This is a genomic window from Tsuneonella sp. HG094 (genome assembly GCF_053819285.1).
The window spans coordinates 986,631-1,007,146 of sequence record NZ_JBSORA010000001.1 but is presented as its reverse complement, the minus strand read 5'-3'; the positions used below and the strand labels follow the sequence as shown (position 1 = coordinate 1,007,146).

15 protein-coding genes are annotated in these 20,516 nt (G+C 61.6%); 7 read left to right on the top strand and 8 right to left on the bottom strand.

The window, feature by feature from the left end:
• Nucleotides 1-99 precede the first annotated feature (99 nt).
• A complete protein-coding gene (locus ACWPMX_RS04985) occupies nucleotides 100-882 on the bottom strand; it encodes an outer membrane protein assembly factor BamD (protein WP_455698939.1) in 783 nt (260 codons plus the stop codon).
• Nucleotides 883-1,039: 157 nt separating this feature from the next.
• On the opposite strand from ACWPMX_RS04985, the gene ACWPMX_RS04980 reads away from it, so the two are divergent.
• The 3 genes from ACWPMX_RS04980 (at nucleotide 1,040) to ACWPMX_RS04970 (ending at nucleotide 5,532) form a co-directional block, all read left to right on the top strand.
• On the top strand, nucleotides 1,040-1,204 hold the full coding sequence (locus tag ACWPMX_RS04980) for a Flp family type IVb pilin (RefSeq protein WP_455698938.1): 165 nt from the start codon (nucleotides 1,040-1,042) through the stop codon (nucleotides 1,202-1,204).
• Between the two features lie 96 nt (nucleotides 1,205-1,300).
• Nucleotides 1,301-2,164: a hypothetical protein gene (locus ACWPMX_RS04975; RefSeq protein ID WP_455698937.1), complete on the top strand. Its 864-nt coding sequence runs from the start codon at nucleotides 1,301-1,303 to the stop codon at nucleotides 2,162-2,164.
• Nucleotides 2,165-2,286: 122 nt separating this feature from the next.
• Entirely contained in the window at nucleotides 2,287-5,532 is a 3,246-nt protein-coding gene (locus tag ACWPMX_RS04970; protein WP_455698936.1) for a metallophosphoesterase, read from the top strand.
• A 211-nt stretch (nucleotides 5,533-5,743) separates the two neighbouring features.
• Here the strand turns inward: ACWPMX_RS04970 and lepA are convergent, their stop codons facing one another.
• Complete coding sequence (gene lepA, locus ACWPMX_RS04965) at nucleotides 5,744-7,561, bottom strand: translation elongation factor 4 (RefSeq protein WP_455698935.1); 1,818 nt, start codon at nucleotides 7,559-7,561, stop codon at nucleotides 5,744-5,746.
• A 45-nt stretch (nucleotides 7,562-7,606) separates the two neighbouring features.
• A complete protein-coding gene (locus ACWPMX_RS04960; RefSeq protein ID WP_455700731.1) occupies nucleotides 7,607-9,280 on the bottom strand; it encodes an EAL domain-containing protein in 1,674 nt (557 codons plus the stop codon).
• On the opposite strand from ACWPMX_RS04960, the gene ACWPMX_RS04955 reads away from it, so the two are divergent.
• On the top strand, nucleotides 9,167-9,724 hold the full coding sequence (locus ACWPMX_RS04955) for a hypothetical protein (protein WP_455700804.1): 558 nt from the start codon (nucleotides 9,167-9,169) through the stop codon (nucleotides 9,722-9,724). The two genes, ACWPMX_RS04960 and ACWPMX_RS04955, sit on opposite strands and share 114 nt — an antisense overlap.
• 140 nt (nucleotides 9,725-9,864) lie before the next feature.
• Here ACWPMX_RS04955 and ACWPMX_RS04950 read toward each other — a convergent pair whose 3' ends face one another.
• Nucleotides 9,865-12,396 (bottom strand): EAL domain-containing protein, encoded by a 2,532-nt coding sequence (locus tag ACWPMX_RS04950; protein ID WP_455698934.1) that lies wholly within the window; start codon nucleotides 12,394-12,396, stop codon nucleotides 9,865-9,867.
• A gap of 364 nt (nucleotides 12,397-12,760) precedes the next feature.
• On the opposite strand from ACWPMX_RS04950, the gene ACWPMX_RS04945 reads away from it, so the two are divergent.
• From ACWPMX_RS04945 to ACWPMX_RS04935, 3 genes are read left to right on the top strand one after another with little or no spacing between them, the layout of a single operon-like run.
• The gene (locus ACWPMX_RS04945) at nucleotides 12,761-14,449 is read left to right on the top strand and encodes a PHA/PHB synthase family protein (protein ID WP_455698933.1); all 1,689 of its coding nucleotides are present in this window, start codon (nucleotides 12,761-12,763) and stop codon (nucleotides 14,447-14,449) included.
• 10 nt (nucleotides 14,450-14,459) lie between these two features.
• Entirely contained in the window at nucleotides 14,460-15,311 is an 852-nt protein-coding gene (locus ACWPMX_RS04940; protein ID WP_455698932.1) for an alpha/beta fold hydrolase, read from the top strand.
• Nucleotides 15,308-16,630 (top strand): FAD-dependent oxidoreductase, encoded by a 1,323-nt coding sequence (locus ACWPMX_RS04935; protein WP_455698931.1) that lies wholly within the window; start codon nucleotides 15,308-15,310, stop codon nucleotides 16,628-16,630. The genes ACWPMX_RS04940 and ACWPMX_RS04935 overlap by 4 nt, the downstream gene beginning before the upstream one ends.
• Before the next feature lie 44 nt (nucleotides 16,631-16,674).
• Here ACWPMX_RS04935 and dnaN read toward each other — a convergent pair whose 3' ends face one another.
• The 4 genes from dnaN to ACWPMX_RS04915 form a co-directional block, all read right to left on the bottom strand.
• Complete coding sequence (gene dnaN / locus ACWPMX_RS04930) at nucleotides 16,675-17,802, bottom strand: DNA polymerase III subunit beta (protein WP_455698930.1); 1,128 nt, start codon at nucleotides 17,800-17,802, stop codon at nucleotides 16,675-16,677.
• A 144-nt stretch (nucleotides 17,803-17,946) separates the two neighbouring features.
• Nucleotides 17,947-18,699, bottom strand: coding sequence for a 3-oxoacyl-[acyl-carrier-protein] reductase (gene fabG, locus ACWPMX_RS04925; RefSeq protein WP_455698929.1), 753 nt, complete (start codon nucleotides 18,697-18,699; stop codon nucleotides 17,947-17,949).
• Nucleotides 18,699-19,637: an ACP S-malonyltransferase gene (gene fabD / locus ACWPMX_RS04920; RefSeq protein WP_455698928.1), complete on the bottom strand. Its 939-nt coding sequence runs from the start codon at nucleotides 19,635-19,637 to the stop codon at nucleotides 18,699-18,701. The genes fabG and fabD overlap by 1 nt, the downstream gene beginning before the upstream one ends.
• A gap of 29 nt (nucleotides 19,638-19,666) precedes the next feature.
• Nucleotides 19,667-20,494 (bottom strand): LD-carboxypeptidase, encoded by an 828-nt coding sequence (locus tag ACWPMX_RS04915; protein ID WP_455698927.1) that lies wholly within the window; start codon nucleotides 20,492-20,494, stop codon nucleotides 19,667-19,669.
• Nucleotides 20,495-20,516: the final 22 nt, after the last annotated feature.

The window sequence follows — 20,516 nt, the reverse complement described above, 5'->3', positions numbered from 1 at the left end:
AGGCGCGCGGAAAAGCGCCGGTTCCGATGGTTAATTTCGCCTTTCAGCGAGCAGATTTTCCTGTGGACGCTGCCGACCGCACGGGCCCGGGCGCCGGAATCAGCTCGCTGAGACGCCCGCCGCGCGCTTCTGCACCAGCTCGTAGGCCTTCTCGTACCACTCGTTGCCCGGGTAGTTCGCGCCGAGCACGGCGGCGTTCTTCACCGCCTCCTCGGGTACGCCGAGCGCGAGGCTGGTTTCGACCAGGCGGTAGAGCGCTTCGGGCGCGTGGCTGGTGGTCTGGAAGTTATCGACGACGTTCTGGAAGCGGATCTGCGCCGCCAGCCAGCTGCCACTGCGCTCGTAGTAGCGGCCGATCTCCATCTCCTTGCCCGCCAGGTGGTCTTCCACGAGGTCGAGCTTGAGCTTGGCATCGTTGGCGTATTCGGTCGCCGGATAGCGGCGGACGAGCTCCTGCAGCGCGGTGCGCGTCTGCTCGGTCACCTTCTGGTCGCGCTGCACGTCGCTGATCTGCTCGTAGTAGCTGATCGCGATCAGGTAATAGGCATAGGGCGCATCGCGGTTGCCGGGGTGGATCGAGAGGAAGCGCTGCGCGCTCTCGATCGACTTGTTGTAGTCGGCGGCGACGTAATAGCTGAACGCGCTCATCAGCTGCGCGCGGCGGGCCCAGGGCGAATAGGGGTGCTGGCGCTCCACCTCGTCGAACAGCGCGGCGGCGACCTTGGGCTGGCCGCGGTCGAGCCGGTCCTTCGCCGCGGCGTAGAGCGATTCGACATCGCGCGCGACATAGGCGGTATCGCCCAGCTTGCCCTTGCCGGCGCAGGCAGTGACGGTGAGCGAGGCGCCGACGAGCAGGGCGGCGGCGAAAAGGCGCGTTCTCATGAGGGGCGCCTATAACCGTCACTACCGTGAACGCAAAGTGAAGTTGCCCGCCTCTCCCCGCCGCAATCGGTGTCCGGCGCATTAACCGCGCCCGCTCATCGCTTTCCAACCATTCGCCGGCACTTTCGCCGCCGGGACGTACACAAGGAGAGCCACGATGCTGCGACGCCTCTGGAACGACAGCACCGGCGCAACCGCGATCGAGTATGCGCTCGTCGCCTCGCTGATCTCGATCGCCGCGATCACCGCGTTCGTGGGCCTCGGCAACGAGATCAACGCCAAGTACGAGGACGTCGGCGCTGCGCTGGAAGACGCGATCTAGCTCCTCACCGCCCCGCCCTCCACGCAGGGCATTTTCCTACACGCGCCGTTTCTGCTTCACCCTGTCCGGTTTGCCCACCGAGACAGGAGTATCCCCATGACCCGCCGCAAGGACCCGCGCGCCACTCGCACCCCGCTGGCCGAGATGGAGGCCAGCGGCCACCGCCTCCCCACGTTCGATCCAGTCCCCCGCAAGCCGCGCCACGACGGCTGGACGCCCGAGCGCCAGCGCGCCTTCATCGCGGCGCTGGCCGACACCGGCAGCGTCAAGCGCGCCGCGATGCACGTCAACATGAGCCCCGAGGGCGCCTACTACCTCCGCCGCCAGCGCGGCAGCGAAGGGTTCCGCCGCGCGTGGGAGGCCGCGCTCGACTTCGGCGTGCAGCGGCTAAAGGACGAGGCGTTCGACCGCGCCCTCAACGGCCAGCTCTCCCCCGTGTTCGTCGGCGGCAAGCTGAAAGGCTTCCGCCGCGTGAAGAACGACCGGCTGCTGATGTTCTGCCTCCGGATGAACATGCGCGGTCAAGACGGCCGCCGCCTCTCCGCCAGCTACTTCGACCCGGGCGCGGACCGGCTGAGTGGTAATCCCTTCTCGCCCTCAAGTAGCGAAGCGGTAGGGCGACAAGCATACAGCATAACCATGCCCATCCACTCGCAGGCCGAGAAGGACGACATCAACGCCGCGATGATCGAACACTTCGATCCGGTGACGATGACCCTTCCCGAGATCGAGGCGATGCAGGCCAAGCTCTCCGAACTCGCCGCCTGGCACCGGCGCGAGGAGGAGGGAAAGCCCGAGGACGACCCGCTCACCGACTTCGTGACGATGCCCCCGGACAAGGACTGGTCCCCCGTCGGCGACTGCATGGACATCGACGGCTTCGGCGACCCGGTGGAGGAACTGGAGCCGTTCGACCCGGAGGAGGATGATTGGAGAGGGTTGGACTCGGAGGAATGCTAGGCTCAGTCGGCTACCGCGACATTAATCTACGTCATTGGGCATTTCTCCAAAGATTTTATGTCTTCGCCCCTTTTCGTATTTCCCTGAGCATGCATAGATAGGTCAGGGAAGGCTGCATCAGAATGAACATACTTCACATCAGTGATCTCCATGCAGGCATGGCAAACTCCGACTGGATTTGGCCTAATTTGCAAAAAGCTTTCAAGGACGACCTACGGCGACTTCTCGACGATGAAGGAGGTCTCGATTTAACTATCTTCACAGGGGATCTGACCCAAAGAGGAACTGAAGCTGAGTTCGACAAAGCTGCAGAGATAATCAGCGAGATAAATTCAATAGCCAATGAATTTGGAGAGAAACCCAAGCTCGTCACGCTACCCGGTAACCATGATTTATTACGGCCGAAGGCAAACACTCAAATATCGTATGCACTGAAAGCATTTACATCCTCACCGAATACGCTAGATAATTTTCTAGATTCAACTGGAGAAATGGTAGAGCCGATTTCTCTATTGTTCTCCGCGTATACATCCTTCCTCGAGAAGGCGAAAGGCGAACTTTGCCACCTTGACCCCTACCAAGTTGGTATACTACCCGGCGACTGCAGCTATATTTTCTCTGCGGGCGGTCAAGAAATAGGACTGATAACCCTTAATTCGACGTGGCAGCAGGTCGACGAGAGTAAATATGAGAAGAGGTTATTTGTCGATCCGCGGCAGCTTCTGGCAGTAACTGATAGCCAACCCGACAATTGGTTAAGCGGCCGAGAAGTCAATCTGGTTGCGACGCACCACCCTTCTGAATGGCTATCAACAACTGGCCTAGAAGCGTGGCAGGATGACATAGCTTCTCCCGGTCGCTTTTCGGCCCACCTGTTCGGTCATATGCATGAACATCGGATGGTCAGAACATCGACAGGAGGATCGGCCCCAAGGACATCAATCCAAGCTGCGTCTCTGCTTGGATTAGAAAGGATTGGTAACGGGCTGCAACGCACCCACGGTTACTCGTTAATACAAATTTTGCCGGAGAATTCCCGAATCCTCCCACGTGCGGTGGTCTCTCTGAGTGGAGGAGGTCGACAATTCGGCCCAGACCTCACCCAGGGCTTAGTTCAAGATCGGTTCTTGCCGCTGCATTTCGCTGGACAGCCAGTCGACGCATCCATTGAGGCGACGAGGTTCGACCCGTTGAGGGAGATCGGCGGAACATTTAATCTGCAAGTATACGAGTACCATCTAGCTGGTTCCGCTGCTCACCGCGCAGTTCGCAAGCACGAATTAGACGAAGCGATATCCGCCTTAAAGCTAGATGGCGTCGTCTGGGTCGAGAGTGAGTGGGGTAAGGGAGACGAAGGATTTTTGGCGGCCGTTAAGCACCAAAAATTCGGCCGGAGTGGTATCACCTATCGCATAAGTCTAGAGGGCATTGGGTCACCTGAGGACTTCTACGAGCGGTTCCGCTTGGAGAACCGCGTTGAGTTCGCAGTCGTTTGCGAGTCTCTATCTCGCACCGAGGATCACATCTTGATCCTTGATAACATTTTCCCCGATCCCACAGAGGGGAGTAAGCCGGACACCAGCGACGTGGGCGCCGAGACGCTGGCGAGGTTCATCCGCCAATACTCACCGAGCTCAAACATAGTACTCAGAGGCAGGCCAACTACCGATCATTTGCATTTCGCGCGAATACGCCTTGAGAGCCTCGACGAGGCCGATACAGCAGATTACCTGCTCAATCATGAGTATGGGCAGAGCAAGTTCGCGAGAGATCCTATTCTAGCGAAAATCTGGCAAGCCACAGGCGGATTACCGGAGAAAATTGACTCCTTTCTCAGTGAGCTAAAGGTCACGTCACTTGACGACTTATTGCGACAAGAACGTCATTCCGGCCTAGCCACACCCTTTGCCGCTGCTGCGCCCGACACTTTCCTACGGCAGTCGATTGTTGACCTTAAGACGTCAAAGACGCCCGTGCTACAACGTGCGAATAGCCTGCTTGAGGCGCTGAGCGTGCTACCGCAAGGCGAACAACTTCCGCGCCTGAAGCGGTTTTACGGGGCTTCCGGCCTATATTCGAACCATGCACTTGAACTCGCTGGACGCCGGTTGATCGATACTACTCCATTGCTTGGCGGCAAGGTTGCCCAGCAAGATGATGAGAAAAAAGCGCTCATTGTACCTAAAGTAGTGCGAGAGGAAGTTCTGTCATCCTTGAATCAGCGCCGGCGCCAAACCTTGGATGACGCGGCTTTGAGGCTATATTTCGGAGATGATTGGAGAACCGGGGACATCTCTAAAAGCATTGCTTCGCGTAACTGCAAGGACCCCCTATGTGAACCTTACGAGATCATGAACTGTTCGGCTATTATCGTCCGAGCACTCACCAAAGCCGCTGCGGAAGGAGGCGGCGCAAGGACAACACAGCTCGTTTACCTTGCGAGTTCCTTTATTGCGGCCCTTGGCCGGGGCAACCATTACCGAGCATCCGTGGATTTCGCTGACGAGGTTCTCGCTCTGGTCCCTGAGGATAGCTTCCTGCAGCAAATCGACGTCATCAAATTCCAAAAAGCACGTTCTCTACGAATGCTGGGTGAAACCGAGGATGCACAGCGAATTTTCGCTGAAATTGACCCAGCGCACCTCAGCGCTGACCAGAAGCGCTCAGTCGATCTGAACATGGCGCTCATGTGTGAAAAGGCAGGGGATCAAGAGGGCGCGCGCGAGTTCGCAAACAAGGTTCTTCGCAAGGGCAAGACAGACGGTTACGGCTTTCAGGCCCAGCAGATTCTCGTCGAGCAGGAGGAAAGTCCGCAAGCGGTTCTCGAAGGTCTTAGAGCGATACAAACTAAGGCCCGGCAGAAGAAATGCTATGTGGCTGCGAACAACGCAGCGATGACGATATCGGAATTGACCAAGGACAAGGCCGAGAGAGCTGAGCTTCTTCAAACCGTTTTAAAGAGCGGATCGACTCAGAATGATTTCCACAATGCCACCCGCGCTACATTGAGAATTCTTCGTAGCGCAGGAGGGGCAAATCCGAGCGAACAGATCGTTTCATTTTTGATCAAGATTTATGAACATCTCTTCAATGAGAGGTCTTCAAATCTGTTCGACGAGTGCCATGAGCAACTTTGGAAGGTGTTTGGAAAGTCACGCGACCTCGAAAACCTCCTCAGGCTTTTTCGTTATAGCTCTTTCACCTGGAGAATTCGCGGAGACAGCTCCCAAGAGTTGCGATACCTCACCGATCTTAGGTCCATTTTGAGCGCGGTAAGCTCGTCGAATTTATCCGACGTTGCGAGGGAAATGAAATATTTCGAAACGCGATCGAACGACGAGGGTACGGCCAAAGAATTGTCCGGATGAAACAATCTCGGGTCGCTGTACTGAAGTTCTAGTCGTTCACGTTCCGAGCTCAAAGGTATTCAGCACTGGTCGAGCGAGCCACGATGAGCTCTATCACTCCTCCCCCATCCGCAGCGCCGCGATAAACGCCTCCTGCGGAATGCTTACGTTCCTCCACGCCTTCGCGGGGACAGGCTGCCCTTCGGGCGCTCCCGCATCCTCAGAATGAGGGCTACTCTTCGCCCATCCGTAGCGCGGCAATGAAAGCTTCCTGTGGGATCGAGACGTTGCCGTATTCCCGCATCCGCGCCTTCCCCTTCTTCTGCTTCTCCAGCAGCTTCTTCTTGCGCGTGATGTCGCCGCCGTAGCACTTGGCGGTCACGTCCTTGCGCAGGGCGGCTATCGTCTCGCGGGCGATCACCTTGCCGCCGATCGCGGCCTGGATGGGGATCTTGAACAGGTGGCGGGGGATGAGGTCTTTCAGCCGCTCGCACATGCCGCGCCCCCTCGCCTCGGCGTTGCCGCGGTGGACGATCAGGGAGAGCGCGTCGACCGGCTCGTTGTTGACGAGGATGTTCATCTTCACGAGGTCGCCTTCGCGCAGGCCGATCTGCTCGTAATCGAAGCTGGCATAGCCGCGGCTGATGCTCTTCAGGCGGTCGTAGAAGTCGAACACCACCTCGTTCAGCGGCAGCTCGTATGTCACCTGCGCGCGGCCGCCCACATACGTCAGCCCGGTCTGGATGCCGCGCCGGTCCTGGCACAGCTTGAGGATCGAGCCCAAGTATTCGTCGGGCGTGTAGATCGTCGCCTTGATCCACGGTTCCTCGACCGTGTCGATCCTGTTCTGGTCGGGCCAGTCGGCCGGGTTGTGGAGCATGATCTCCTTCGCGTCCTCGGTGCGGCTCTTGGAGAGCTGGAGGCGGTAGACGACCGAGGGCGCGGTGGTGATGAGGTCGAGGTCGTATTCGCGGCTGAGGCGTTCCTGGATGATTTCCAGGTGCAGCAGGCCGAGGAAGCCGGCGCGGAAGCCGAAGCCCAGCGCCGCGCTGCTCTCCATCTCGTAGGAGAAGCTCGCGTCGTTGAGGCGCAGCTTGGCGATGCTTTCGCGCAGCTTTTCGAAGTCCGCCGCGTCGACCGGGAACAGGCCGCAGAAGACCACCGGCTGCACTTCCTTGTAGCCGGGCAGCGCCTGCGCCGCCCCGCCCTTCACCGTGGTGATCGTGTCGCCAACGCGGGCCTGCTCCACCTCCTTGATCTGCGCGGTGATGAAGCCGATCTCGCCGGGGCCGATCTCGGGCAGGTCGATGCGCTTGGGCGTGTGCGCGCCCACGCGGTCGATCAGGTGCTCGGTCCCGCCCTGCATGAATTTGACGTGCAGGCCCTTCTTGAGGACCCCGTCGATCACGCGGACGAGGATGACGACGCCGAGGTAGGGGTCGTACCAGCTGTCGACGAGCATGGCCTTCAGCGGCGCGGTGCGGTCGCCCTTGGGGGGCGGAATTTTCGCGACGACGGCTTCCAGCACCTCCTCGATGCCGATGCCCGATTTGGCGGAGGCGAGCACGGCCTCGGACGCGTCGATGCCGATGATGTCCTCGATCTCGGCGCGGACTTTCTCCGGCTCGGCGGCGGGGAGGTCGATCTTGTTGATGACGGGGACGATCTCGTGGTCGTGCTCGATCGACTGGTACACGTTGGCGAGCGTCTGCGCCTCGACCCCCTGCGCGGCGTCCACGACCAGCAGCGCGCCCTCGCACGCGGCGAGGGAGCGCGACACTTCGTACGCGAAGTCGACGTGGCCGGGCGTGTCCATGAGGTTGAGCTCATAGGTCTCGCCATTGCGCGCAGTGTAGCTGAGGCGCACCGTCTGCGCCTTGATGGTGATCCCGCGCTCTTTCTCGATGTCCATGTTATCAAGCACTTGCTCGGACATCTCGCGCGCGGTCAACCCCCCGGTATGCTGGATCAGCCGGTCGGCAAGCGTGCTCTTCCCATGGTCGATGTGCGCAATGATGGAGAAGTTGCGGATATGCGAAAGATCAGTCATCGCGCGCGCCCTTAGCGGGCTGCGCATCGCCTGTCAGCAACCGAGCTACGCTGCCTTGTTGGTCTTCGTAAGATCGACCTGCAGGAATTGCGGGCGACTTCGAGGCGTGTCTCCACCTGGCGGCGCGTAATTGCCAGGCGGAAGTGCAGCGAGCGGCATCCCCGCAGCGGCGAGAGCGTAGGGGCTGATCCTGTGCCTGGTGCAAAGACCTTCGGCGCCGTCACGGATCAGCTTTTCCTCGAATTCGAGGCCTTGTGCATATTCTTGCGAGCGGATCACTCGGCCGACGACGAGTTGGCCACCGCCAAGGTCGAGTACCAATTCGGTACCGAGCGGAACGTTAAGCAAGCCTTCGATGCCCGCCCCGGTGGTCGAGAGATTGCGCATCACGACTTCGTACCGATGGTCCTCGTGGATCACCCCGACCCGCCGATACATCGTCTGCCGATCGGCACGGTTCTTTTCCGGTCCGCTCGGCTCGAACTTGAGCCCACCGGTTTCAAGCCGAGCGAGGAGTTCGGATTGTGAGAGCGCCTTGGAAAATATCCAGCCCTGGATGTGGCTCGCGCCAAGGCCGGTGATGAGATCCAGCTGATCCATCGCTTCCACCCCCTCGGCGACAGTCTCCATCTTCAGCGCTCGCGCCAGACTGACGATAGCGGTGATAATCGCCGCGTTGTTCGATTCGTCGTCCGTCGCACCGATAACGAAGCTGCGGTCGATCTTGATTTTGTCGAGCGGCGCGCTGCTGAGATAGCCCAGCGAGGAATAGCCCGTGCCGAAATCGTCGAGCGCGAGCCGTACCCCGATTTTCTTAAGCGCAGCCAGCATTGTGCGAGTGCCCTGCGGGTCGCCGAGGAACACGCTTTCGGTGATCTCCAGTTCAAGCCGCTCGGGCGCGAGACCGGTGCGATCAAGCACAGCGCGCACAATGCGCGGCACATCCGTGCTGGAAAACTGAATTGCCGACACATTGACCGCAACGCGCAAGTCGCCCGGCCACTGGACAGCCTGTTCGCAAGCGCGACGCAACACCCATTCCCCCAGAGCGTTGATGAGGTTCGTCTCCTCCGCGACAGGGACAAACTCGCCGGGGCTGATAAACCCGCGCTCTGGATGGTTCCATCGCACGAGCGCTTCGAATCCGGATACCTTGTGGTCGCAGGTCTTCACGATCGGTTGGTAATGCATTTCCAGTTGGTCGGTCTGGATTGCATCACGCAGATCTTCCTCGATCTGGCGGCGCAAACGCGCGCCATCCTTGAGCTCGCTGGAAAAGAACCTGTACTGACCGCGCCCGCCACCTTTCGCCGCATACAGCGCAAGGTCAGCGCTGCTGACCAACTCATCGGTCTCGATTCCGTCATACGGCGCGATCGCAATGCCGATCGATGTTCCGATGATCGCCCTACTTCCATCCAGGGAATACGGTTGCGAGATCATCTGGATCACACTGTTCGCAATCTCGCCCAACCGGCCGCGATCGTCGATGTCGGGCAGCATGACCTGAAATTCATCCCCGCCAAGACGACCGATCTCGCCACGACTGCCGATGATTCTTTGGAGCCTCTGCGCAACCTGTTTCAGCAACTCGTCGCCGGCCGGGTGGCCAAGCGTATCGTTGACCTGCTTGAACCGGTCGAGATCGAGCATCATCAACGCGCAGCTGCGCTTGGCGGCCTTGTAGGCTGTAAGCGTTGCCGTGAGACGCTTTGTCATGCGGTGACGGTTGGCAAGACCGGTCAGCGAATCGTATTGCGCCATGCGCGATGCATCGAGCTGGCTCTCGCGGACTACGGTGATGTCCTTTGCGCTGCCACGATAGCCGAGGAATTCGCCGTTCGCATCATTCTGCGGCTTGGCATTGATCGACCACCAGATTTCCCGGTCGCCAATGGCAAGGCGGACCGGCATCTCGACGATCGTACTGCGCGATCGAAGCATGAATGCAAACGGGCGTCCGGTCCGCCCCTCTTCCTCGTCGTCCCGCTCGGGAAGGAACAGAGTGGTAAGCGGGGTGCCCAGAATGTCCGCAGCATCCTTGTCGAGTTGGCGTGCCGCGCTCGAGGAAAGGTAGCTCAATGCGCCAGCGGCGTCGGTAGCCCAGAACCAACCAAGGCCCGCTTCCTCGAATTCGTCGAGAAGGGCCAATCGGCGAGTTGAATCAGCGCCCCCAGCTGCACGCTGACGGTCGGTCCGCTCGCCCCCCTTTCGCGCAAAAATTCCGTTAAGACCCATTCACCTTGCCCATCGACTTATTCGTAGAGATATCGCGAAAGGCTGAAGCATTCACTAACCCTGACTCACGCTGTCCTGCGCAAGTCCGCTTGATCGGGAAGCCAATTGTCAAACGTTGCTCCGGTACTCGACGTCACCAGTTCGCGAGCAAGCGGACATGCGAATTCGACCCCCAGGCGGTTTTCGGTACACCACCGTGTGGTCGCTGTGATCTTCAACATTTCCGACAGGGAAATCCGGAAAATCGTCCCGACCGGAACGTTCCACAGTCCCTCGACCAATGCGCCGGTGGCGGACATGTTGCGGATAGTGCCGTTGTAATGTTGACCGCTATGCTCGAGCAGGACCTTGCGCAGCACGGTCTGACGAGGCCCGCGGGCGGAGTGCGGACCCCGGGCGATCGCCGCAAGCCCGCTGGCAAGACGAGCGGTGGCTGTCGCCCCATCCAGTGGCTTTTCGTAGATGTATCCCTGGATATGGCTGCAGCCATAGGCACGGACGAGGTCGAGCTCGTCGAGCGTCTCGACACCTTCCGCGGTTGTGTCCATGCCCAATGCTTGCGCCAGGCTCGTTATCGATGAGATGATCGCGCCGTTACGGCTGCCCGCCTCGGTTGCGCCGCGCACGAAGCTCTGATCGATCTTGATCTTGTCGAACGGCGCTTTCTTCAAATAGCCTAGCGACGAATAGCCCGTCCCGAAATCGTCGAGCGCAAGTCGCACGCCGACTTCCTTGAGCGCGGAGAACATCGCGTCGGTACCTTCGTCGTCGCTCAGGAAGACACTTTCGGTGATCTCAAGCTCGAGACGCGAAGGCTCCACCCCCGCTTCTTCCAGCGCTTCCCGCACGATCGTCGGGAGGTTCGGATTGGCGAATTGCAGCGGCGACACGTTGACCGCGCAACGAACGTCCGTCGGCCATCGTGCAAGGTCGCGACAGGCCGCCTTGATCGCCCATTCGCCTATGGCACCGATTAACCCTGCCTCTTCGGCAACAGGGATGAACTTCGCTGGCGACATCCAGCCCGTGACGGGGTGCTGCCAGCGCAACAGCGCTTCGAACCCGGCAATGCGCTCTGTCGCCGTGTGGATGACCGGCTGGTAATGAAGTGCGAGACCGCCAAAGGCGATTGCGTCGCGCAAGTCCTGTTCCAGGCGGTTCTTTTCCTCCGCTTTTGCATGCAAGTCGGCAGCGAAGAAATGGAGGCGACCTCGCCCGGCATCCTTCGCGGCGTACAGCGCAAGGTCGGCGTTTCGGATGAGTTCATCGCTTGCCTGGCCGTCGTCGGGAGCGACCGCGATCCCCACTGAAGCGCCAATCACCACTCGGTTGCCCTCGATGGTGTAGGACTGCGAGAGCGCGGCGATGATGTCGTTACCCAAGGCGGCCAGCGCCTGGCGATCGACCCGTCCGGGCACTATCACCTCGAATTCGTCGCCGCCTCTCCGGCCCACCTGGCCGCACTTGCCGACCGCCTTGGCAAGTCGTTGCGCGACCTGCTTGAGCAGTGCGTCTCCCGCAGGATGGCCCAAGGTATCGTTGACGTTCTTGAACCGGTCGAGATCCAGCAACATTACGCCGCACTCGCGGTGCATCTCAAGCGGCGCGTTCAGAACCTTCTCGAGGCTCTGCGACATCTGGAAACGGTTGGCGAGGCCCGTCAGCGAATCGAAGCGCGCGAGGCGGGTTGCCTGCTCATCGCTCTTGCGCTTCTCGGTCAGGTCGGTTCCGGACCCGCGAAAACCGCAAAAGTTCTGGAACTCGTCGAAGATCGGCCGACCGTTGATCGACCACCAACGCTCCTCGCTTGCGCAATTGGCGCGAACGGCAAGCTCGGTGAAGGCTGAGCGGGCCGATAGGTGAAAGTTGAGCGTGCGTTCGCCCTCGCGGTTGTCGTTAGTAAGGTCGAATAGTTCGACGAACGGCCGCCCGCTCGATTGGTCTTGATCGCGGCCGAGGAGGCGACCGACGCTGGGCGAAAGATAGGTGATCTGGCCGCGTCGATCGGTTTCCCAGAACCACCCCTGCCCGGTATCTTCGTAATCGCGCATGATGTCTTCTGCGCGGTGCTGGACACGTTCAAGCGTTAGCTTTCGTGCCGTTTCTTCCTTTCTGCGCGTAAACTGGTGCCTGGCCAGCAGAACGCAGACGAGCAAGCCGGCTGTCGCCGACCCGATGGCGAGCATCGAACCGTCGAGAATCGCGAACACGACCCAGCAGGTGGCTTTGGCGGAAAGATTGGCTGAAACGCGATTGCCCAGCAGGACGGCGGCAATGGTCGTCAATGAGATGAGCGCAGCGAGGCCCCAATGGTATTCGAGACCCCCGCGCATCATCCAGTACGACAAACCCAACGAACTCAGTCCGATCGGTGCAGACGTGATCGCGATGAGTTTCAGCGTCTCGCGGCGACCGGCCCGTCCATCAGTCCGGCCAAGCGCCAACAGGCTCGGCGAAAACTGGACGATGGCCATGGCCAAGGCCACTGCGATGACCGACATGAGGGGCGGGATGGAGACAGACGCGAGGGCCGCCAACAGCACCGCGAAGGCCAGAAAGGTGTTGATCTGCTTCCAGTGGGAAGGAACCCGGTGCATGTCTTCCAGGTCGGTCGCGAAATGGTCCCGAGTGGGGGTCCGACCGCCCGATCGACGCGCGTTCCCGGAGCGTCGCGTGACGACCGAAGGCACTCCCTCGGGAACCGCATCGGCCTTCCCGGTGGCGTCGGTTTGGTATCCCTCGGCTGGGAGTAAGGTGCCCGGCATGCTCTCCCTTTGCCGCCCTTGGTTTGAGAATGCGTTAACTCCCGGGCAGAAAATCCAGCACAATTCGAAGCAAAACCAGCGGGGAAATGGTTAATAGCTGGATAGCGATCTGCTCCTGACCGCCGCTTGCCAAGGGTTTTTCGCAGGTGCATGAATGGGTTGGACGACTAACGGTCGTCGATGGAGAGGATGCCAAATGGGCACCAGGCTGGAAAACGAAGCGGCGCAGTCGACGACGACACTAGGCCCCATGGTCGGCCTGGTGCGCGAGGATATCGCCGGCGCGGTCGCCCTCTTACTCCGCGAGACAGCGAGCGACCCGGGGCGAACCATTCGTCATGCCCAGGCGATCGGCGAGGACATGATCAGGATCATGACCGGAAAGAGCGACCTCGCGCCGGACCCGAAGGACAAGCGCTTCAAGGACCCCGCATTTCAGTACAATCCCTTCCTGCGAGCAGGCGCGCAGTATTACCTCGCCGTCCAGAAGGGCATGAAGAACTGGCTCGGAGAACTCGAACTCGATGCGATCGAGCGCGACCGGGCCAACTTCATCAGCCAGATCATCATCGACGCGCTGGCGCCGACCAATACCCTCGCGGGCAACCCGACCGCGCAGAAGCGTCTCGTCGACAGCGGTGGCCTGTCGCTCGTGAAGGGCCTGAAGAACGCCTACGAGGACATGGTTCACAACAAGGGCATGGTCAGTCAGGTCAACAAGAAGCCGTTCAAGATCGGCGAAAACGTGGCGACCAGCAAGGGCGCAGTCGTTTTGCGAACGGAGATGATGGAGCTGATCCAGTACGCGCCGACGACTGACGAGGTCTATGCGATCCCGCAGCTCACCATCCCGCCGCAGATCAACAAGATGTACATCAACGATCTTTCGCCCGAGAAGTCGGTCGTGAAGTACCAGCTCGACAACGGCATCCAGACATTCGTCATCAGTTGGAAGAACCCTGCGAAGGACCAGGGATCGTGGGGCATGGCGGATTACGTCGCCAGCTGCCGCCAGGCGATGGAAGCGGTGGCAAGGATCACCGGCAGCGACAAGGTGAACGTTTCGGCCGGGTGCTCGGGCGGACAGACAGCCTCGGTGCTTGCGAGCCAGCTTGCGGCCGACGGCAACGATCTTCTCGGCAGCCTCACGCTGATGGTATGCGTACTCCACCCGCAACAGGGCGATATCGAAGCCGGTGCGCTCATGACCGACAACGGCCTCGCGCTGGCGAAGTCACGTGCAGCCAAGGCGGGGATCATCAAGGGCGAAGATCTCAGCCGAGGATTCGCCTGGCTGCGCCCCAATGACCTGATCTGGAATTACGTCATCAACAACTACTTGCTCGGCGACGATCCCCCGGCGTTCGACGTGTTGTTCTGGAACGCGGACGCCACCAACCTGTCGGCGACGCTGATGGGCGATTTCCTGACCCTGTTCGAAACCCTCGCATTCACCCGGAAGGGCAAAGTCGAGATGGCCGACCACCGGATCGATTTGTCGAAGGTGGATGCCGATCTATTCGTGCTCGGCGGGGTGACCGATCACATCACACCGTGGCGGGCAACCTATCGCTCGACGCAGCTGTTCGGATCGAGTGACGTCACCTACGTCCTCAGCCAGTCTGGCCACATGCAGGCGATCCTGAACCCGCCAGGCAATCCCAAGGCGAAATATTTCGTGCAGAAGGGCGGTGGTGCCCTTCCCTCGACTGCAGAAAAGTGGCTCGAAGGAACCGAGGAGGTCGCGGGTAGCTGGTGGCCATTCTGGATGGACTGGGTACAGAAGCGCTCGGGCGCGAAGGCCAAAGCGCCTGCCAAGCTCGGCGCAAAGGGCTTCGCGCCCGGCGATCCGGCGCCGGGACAATACGTACTCGAACAAGCTTGAGGACACCGAATTGACCGATCCCATGACGTCCGCCGAAGTTCGCATGATGAGCGTCGGTGGCCGCCAATTGCGCGTGGCAACCTGGCGGCTCGACATGCCGTCCGATCACCTCCCGGTTCTGTTCTTCAACGGGATCGGCACCAATATCGAAGCGATCGCTCCGCTGGCCGAGGCACTGCCCGAGCGTGGCTTCGTGATCTTCGACATGCCCGGCATCGGTGGCTCGCCCGAACCGCTCGTGCCATACAACCCGTTCACGATGGCGTGGACAACCGCCCAGCTGCTCGACCAGCTCGGCCTCGACGAGGTCGACGTGATGGGTGTGAGCTGGGGCGGCGCGATGGCGCAGCACTTCGCGCTCCAGCACGCTGGCCGCGTGCGCCGGCTGATCCTTGCCGCGACGAGCGCCGGCATGGTGATGGTGCCCGGCACGCCCGCTGCACTCAGCAAGATGGCAAACCCGCGCCGGTTCGTCGATGCGGCCTTCATGCAGAAGCATTTCACGACCCTCTACGGCGGCGGGCTCGGCAACTCGCGTGACAAGGCCAAGCACATGGCCCGCCTCAAACCGCCGAGCACGCGTGGTTACATGTACCAGTTGCTCGCGATGATCGGCTGGACCAGTGCGCCGGTCCTGCCCTTCCTCAAGGCGCCCACGATGATCATGATGGGTGACGAGGATTCGATTGTCCCGCTGACCAACGGGCGCATCCTCAACCGCCTGATTCCCGGCAGCGAGCTCGAGGTCTTCGAGGGCGGTGGCCACCTGTTCCTCCTCAGCCACCGCGAGCAGTCGATCAGCGCAATCCGCGCCTTCCTTGACCGCGAGGCGACACCAGAGAGAAACCGAAAGGCCGCATGACCCGTCACCTCGCGATCGTCGGGTCAGGACCCGCAGGGTACTACACCGCCGAGGCGGCGCAAAAGCAGTGGGGTGACGAGGTGCGGGTCGACGTGTTCGACACGCTGCCTGTCCCCTACGGCCTGATCCGCACCGGCGTCGCGCCCGATCACCAGTCGATCAAAGGGGTCAGCCGTCGCTACGAGGCAACCGCGCTCAGCGAAAATGTCCGGTTCGTCGGCAACGTGACGATCGGCAAGGATCTGACCGTCGACGAGCTCGCGGGTCTATATGACGCGGTGGTTTTCGCCACCGGAGCGCCGCACGACAAGTCGATGGGCCTGCCGGGCGAGGATCTCGCGAACGTATTCGGCAGCGCGGCTTTCGTCGGTTGGTACAACGGTCACCCGCAGTTTGCTGGGCTGAATCCCGACCTGTCGGGGCGCAATGCGGTCGTGATCGGCATGGGCAATGTCGCGCTCGATGTGGCGCGCATCCTTTCCAAGACAGAAGCGGAATTCGCTGGAAGCGACATCGTCGGGCATGCGCTCCAGGCGCTTCGGGGGTCGACCATCTCCACCGTGACGATCGTCGGTCGGCGCGGGCCGCATCAGATCATGATGACACCCAAGGAATTGGGCGAACTCATGCACCTCGAGCGAGCGAGCCCCCGCGTCGATCCCGCTGACCTGCCCGATGTGGCGGAGGACGCCTTCCTCGAACCTGGTCTGCGCAAATCGGTTACGCATCTGCGCGCATTTGCCGCGATTCCCGAGAGTGCGCGCGCCGACAAGGCGATCGAGATCGACTTCGATATGTTCGCCTCCCCTATCCGCCTTCTCGGTGAGGGCGGCAAGGTGACCGGCGTCGAAGTCGAGCGGACAGCGGTCGAGGCCGGACGCGCGGTCGGAACCGGCGAGACATATGTGATACCCGCCGATCTCGTGGTCGCGTGCATCGGCTATCGAAGCTCGCCAATCCCCGGCGTCCCGTTCGACGATCGACTGGGCCGGTTCGCCAACGACGAGGGACGGATCGTGCCCGGCCTTTACGCGGTCGGCTGGGCGCGGCGCGGTCCGACCGGGACCATCGGCACGAACCGACCGGACGGCTTTGGCGTTGTCGAGCGGATCGTGGAAGACATCGCCAGCGGATCGATCGGCGGCTCTCCCCGCGAAGGCCGTGCAGGATTCGACCGGCTGGCGGCTGAGCGCGGCCTCGACGTCATCACGTTCCGCGATTGGAAGAAGATCGAGGAAGCCGAGGCGAAAGCCGCCCGCGACGGCGCCCCCCGGGAAAAGTTCGTCGACATCGAAAGCATGATCCGCGCGCGCGGGTAGCCGCGTGCACCGGCAACACCCCGCAGGGCCGACTTAATCGACTACTACACCCGCATCGGCATCAGGACGTAGAGCGCGGGGCTCTTTTCATCCTGCCGGATCAGCGTCGGTGCACCGGGATCGGCCAGGTGCAGTTCAACCGTATCACCGTCGATCTGATGAAGGATATCCTTCAGGTAATTGGCGTTGAAGCCAATCTCCATCCCGTCGGACCGATAATCGGCGGGCACTTCTTCTGCCGCGGTGCCATTGTCGGGCGAAGTGACCGACAGGGTGACCTTGTCGTTCTCGATGCCCATCTTGACTGCGCGGGTCTTCTCCGTGGCGATCGTGGCGACGCGGTCCACGCCTTCGTAGAACGACTTCGGATCGAGCCTGAGCAGTTTGTCGTTGCCGGTCGGAATGACGCGCGAATAGTCCGGAAAGGTGCCGTCGATCAGCTTGCTCGTCAGGATCACCCCGCCCTCGCCGCCAAGCGTAAAGCGCACTTTGCTGGCCGACAGGTCGATCTGCACATTGGCGTCGAGCGATTCCTCGAGCAGCTTGCGCAATTCGGACACGGCCTTTCTTGGCACGATCACGTCGGGCATGCCCTCGGCGCCCTCGGGGCGTGCGATGGTGAAGCGGGCGAGACGGTGTCCGTCGGTCGCGGCGGCCTTGAGCACCGGCTGGTCCTCGTCCGAGACATGGAGGAAGATGCCATTTAGGTAGTACCGCGTCTCTTCGGTCGAGATCGCGAAGCGCGTCCGGTCGATCAGTTCTGCAAGCGTCTTAGCCGGCACTTCGAAGCTGGTCGGCAAGTCGCCTTCCACGATCACCGGGAAATCGTCGCGCGGCAGCGTCGGCAGCGAGAAGCGGCTGCGGCCAGCCTTCACCGTCATGCGGTTGTCCGCGGTTTCAAGGCTGACCTGGCTCCCTTCGGGCAACTTGCGCGCGATATCGAACAAGAGGTGCGCCGAAACGGTGATCGCACCCGGGCTTTCGACCGAAGCGGCGGCCATCTGCTCCACGACCTGCAGGTCGAGGTCGGTCGCCATTACTTTCAAACTGCCGCCGTCCGAGGCATCGATCAAGACGTTCGACAGGATAGGGATCGTGTTGCGGCGCTCGACGACCGACTGCACGTGGGACAGGCAGCGCAGCAGCGTCGCGCGTTCGATGGTGGCCTTCATCGGTCTAACGGGTCCCTCAAGGGGCACCAAGGGGGCCGGAATCGCCCCCCAGCGCCGGAAATACGTCGAATTATCCTTAGCCGCGAGGCGTCCGGGGGCAAGAACCAAGGCAGCAGGGCGCAGATTCCTTGGGGATAACGACGTTTACGACATCATCGCCATGCCGCCGTTGACGTGCAGGGTCTGTCCCGTGACGTATCCCGCCTCCTTCGAGGCGAGGTAGGCGACTGCCGCGCCGATATCGTCGCCTTCGCCCATCCGGCCCATCGGGATGCGCGCATTCAGCGCGTCCTTCTGCGCGTCCGGCAGGGTGTCGGTCATAGCGGTGCGGATGAAGCCCGGCGCAACGCAGTTGACGGTGATCCCCCGGGTGGCGAGCTCCTGTGCCAATGCCTTGGACATGGCAGTCAGCCCACCCTTCGCAGCGGCATAGTTCGCCTGTCCCGGATTGCCCGTCGCGCCGACGACGCTGGTGATGGTCACGATCCGGCCGAACCGCGCCTTCATCATCGGCTTGGACGCCGCGCGCATCAGGCGGAACGCGGCTTCGAGGTTGATACGGATAACCGCGTCCCACTCCTCGTCCTTCATCCGCATCGCGAGATTGTCGCGCGTGATGCCGGCGTTGTTCACGAGGATATCGAGCTTCCCGAACGTGTCGATCGCGGCCGGGACGAGTTCCTCGACCTGCGCGGTGTTGCCGAGGTCGCAGGTTATCTCGACGTGATCGCCGCCGATCTCGCGGTTGAGTTGCTCGCGGAAAATCCGCAGCTTATCGCCGTTCGAGCCGGACAGCGCGAGCCGCGCGCCCTGCCGGGCGAGCGAATAGGCAATCGCCGAGCCGATCCCGCCGCTCGCGCCGGTGACCAGCGCAGTCATCCCTTCGAGGTTGAACATCAGCCGATCTCCTTCGCCAGGGCCTCGATATCGGCCATCGTTACAACACTCGTCACCTGCGCATCACCGTCAATCCGACCGATCATCGGAGCGAGCACTTTGCCGCCGAGTTCGACGAACCGCTCGACACCGGCCGCACGCATGGCCAGCACGCTTTCGCGCCAGCGCACTCGACCGCAGACCTGCTCGACTAGCAGACGTTGCTCTTCCGCCGGGTCGGACACCGCAGCGGCGGTGACATTGGCATAGATCGGCACGCGGAAGGCCTGCGGTGGTGTCCTGCCCAGCGCCTCGGCCATTGCGTCGGCAGCGGGTTTCATGAGGTCGCAATGGAAGGGGGCTGAGACCGGCAGCAGCACTCCGCGCTTGATGCCGTGATCCTTGACCAGCGCAACCGCGCGCTCGATCGCCTCACGGTGGCCCGAGAGCACGACTTGCGTGGGATCGTTGTCGTTGGCGACCTGGCAGACTTGTCCCTCGGCCGCCGCATCGGCAAGCGCCTGCGCCTTTTCGAGATCGGCGCCAAGCAGCGCGCACATCGCTCCGACCCCGACTGGTACGGCTGCCTGCATCGCCTGTCCGCGCAGCTTGAGAAGCCGCGCGGTGTCCGCAAGCGAAAACGCACCCGCAGCGCAGAGCGCCGTGTACTCACCAAGGCTGTGTCCCGCTACGCAATCGGCGACGCCGGACAAATTCAGTCCGCCCTCTTTTTCCAGAACGCGCAGGACCGCGATGGCGTGCGTCATGATCGCCGGCTGGGCATTCTCGGTCAGCGTCAGCTGGTCGTCCGGTCCTTCGCCCATGATCGCGAACAGCTTCTGGCCCAGCGCGTCGTCGACCTCTTCGAACACCTCTCGCGCGGCGGTACTTGCCGCGGCGAGTTCGACGCCCATGCCGACCTTCTGGCTGCCCTGACCCGGGAAAACGAACGCTCTCATGCAATGCCTCTCACTGTGAGCGGCAGCGCCTATTCTTCCGGCGCGGCGCGGGCAACCCCGAAGGGCACGATATGGTTGTCGCTGTCGTGACCGATCCTTGCGCGGCCCAGATACGGGATGCCGTTCGCCGCGCACCAGTGGCGCGCGATCTGCTCGGCGTCGAAGCCGAAGGGACGGTCGTTCTCGGGCACAGCAGTCACAGCACCGAGCTTGAGCCCGACGATGCCGTGCAGTTGCGCGGTCAGGCCGAAGAACAGACGATCGATCGCGTAAAGATGCTCCGCCACTTCCTCGACGATGACGACGTGCCCGGTCAGGTCGGGCATGAGCGATGTGCCTGACAGGGTCGCCAGCGTCATCAGGTTGAATGCGACGTGTGGCCGATCTTCCAACCCTGGCTCAAGGCCAGATGACTTCCCGCAAAACCACGCCAGCGAACGCCGAACGGCCGCCTCTCCGCCCTCTCGCAGGATGTCGAGCGGCATGGGTCCGTGGACGGGCTGTCCGATGCGTTCGCGGTAAAGCACCGCGAGCAGGTAACCGCCATCGGAATAACCGAGATACGTCTTGTCCCGCGCCGCACTCCCCAACCGGCCCAACGCCGCGGACGCTATGCGATTGGAGCCGTAGCCGCCCTTGGCGAACCAGACTGCATGGGTGCCAGGGTCGTTGGCGCAATCGAGGAATGCGTCCAGGCGCAGCGAATCCGGTCCGGCAAAATGGCCTTCGTGCGCGAAGCACTGGTCGTGGAAGACTAGATTGAGCGCGGAAAACTCCGCCGCCGCCAAAGCGGTGACGCGCTCCGCAACGTCGCGGGTGATCGGGGTGGCCGGTGCGCAGATTGCGATGCGGGGCATGGGAGCCCTCCTAGCAGCGACT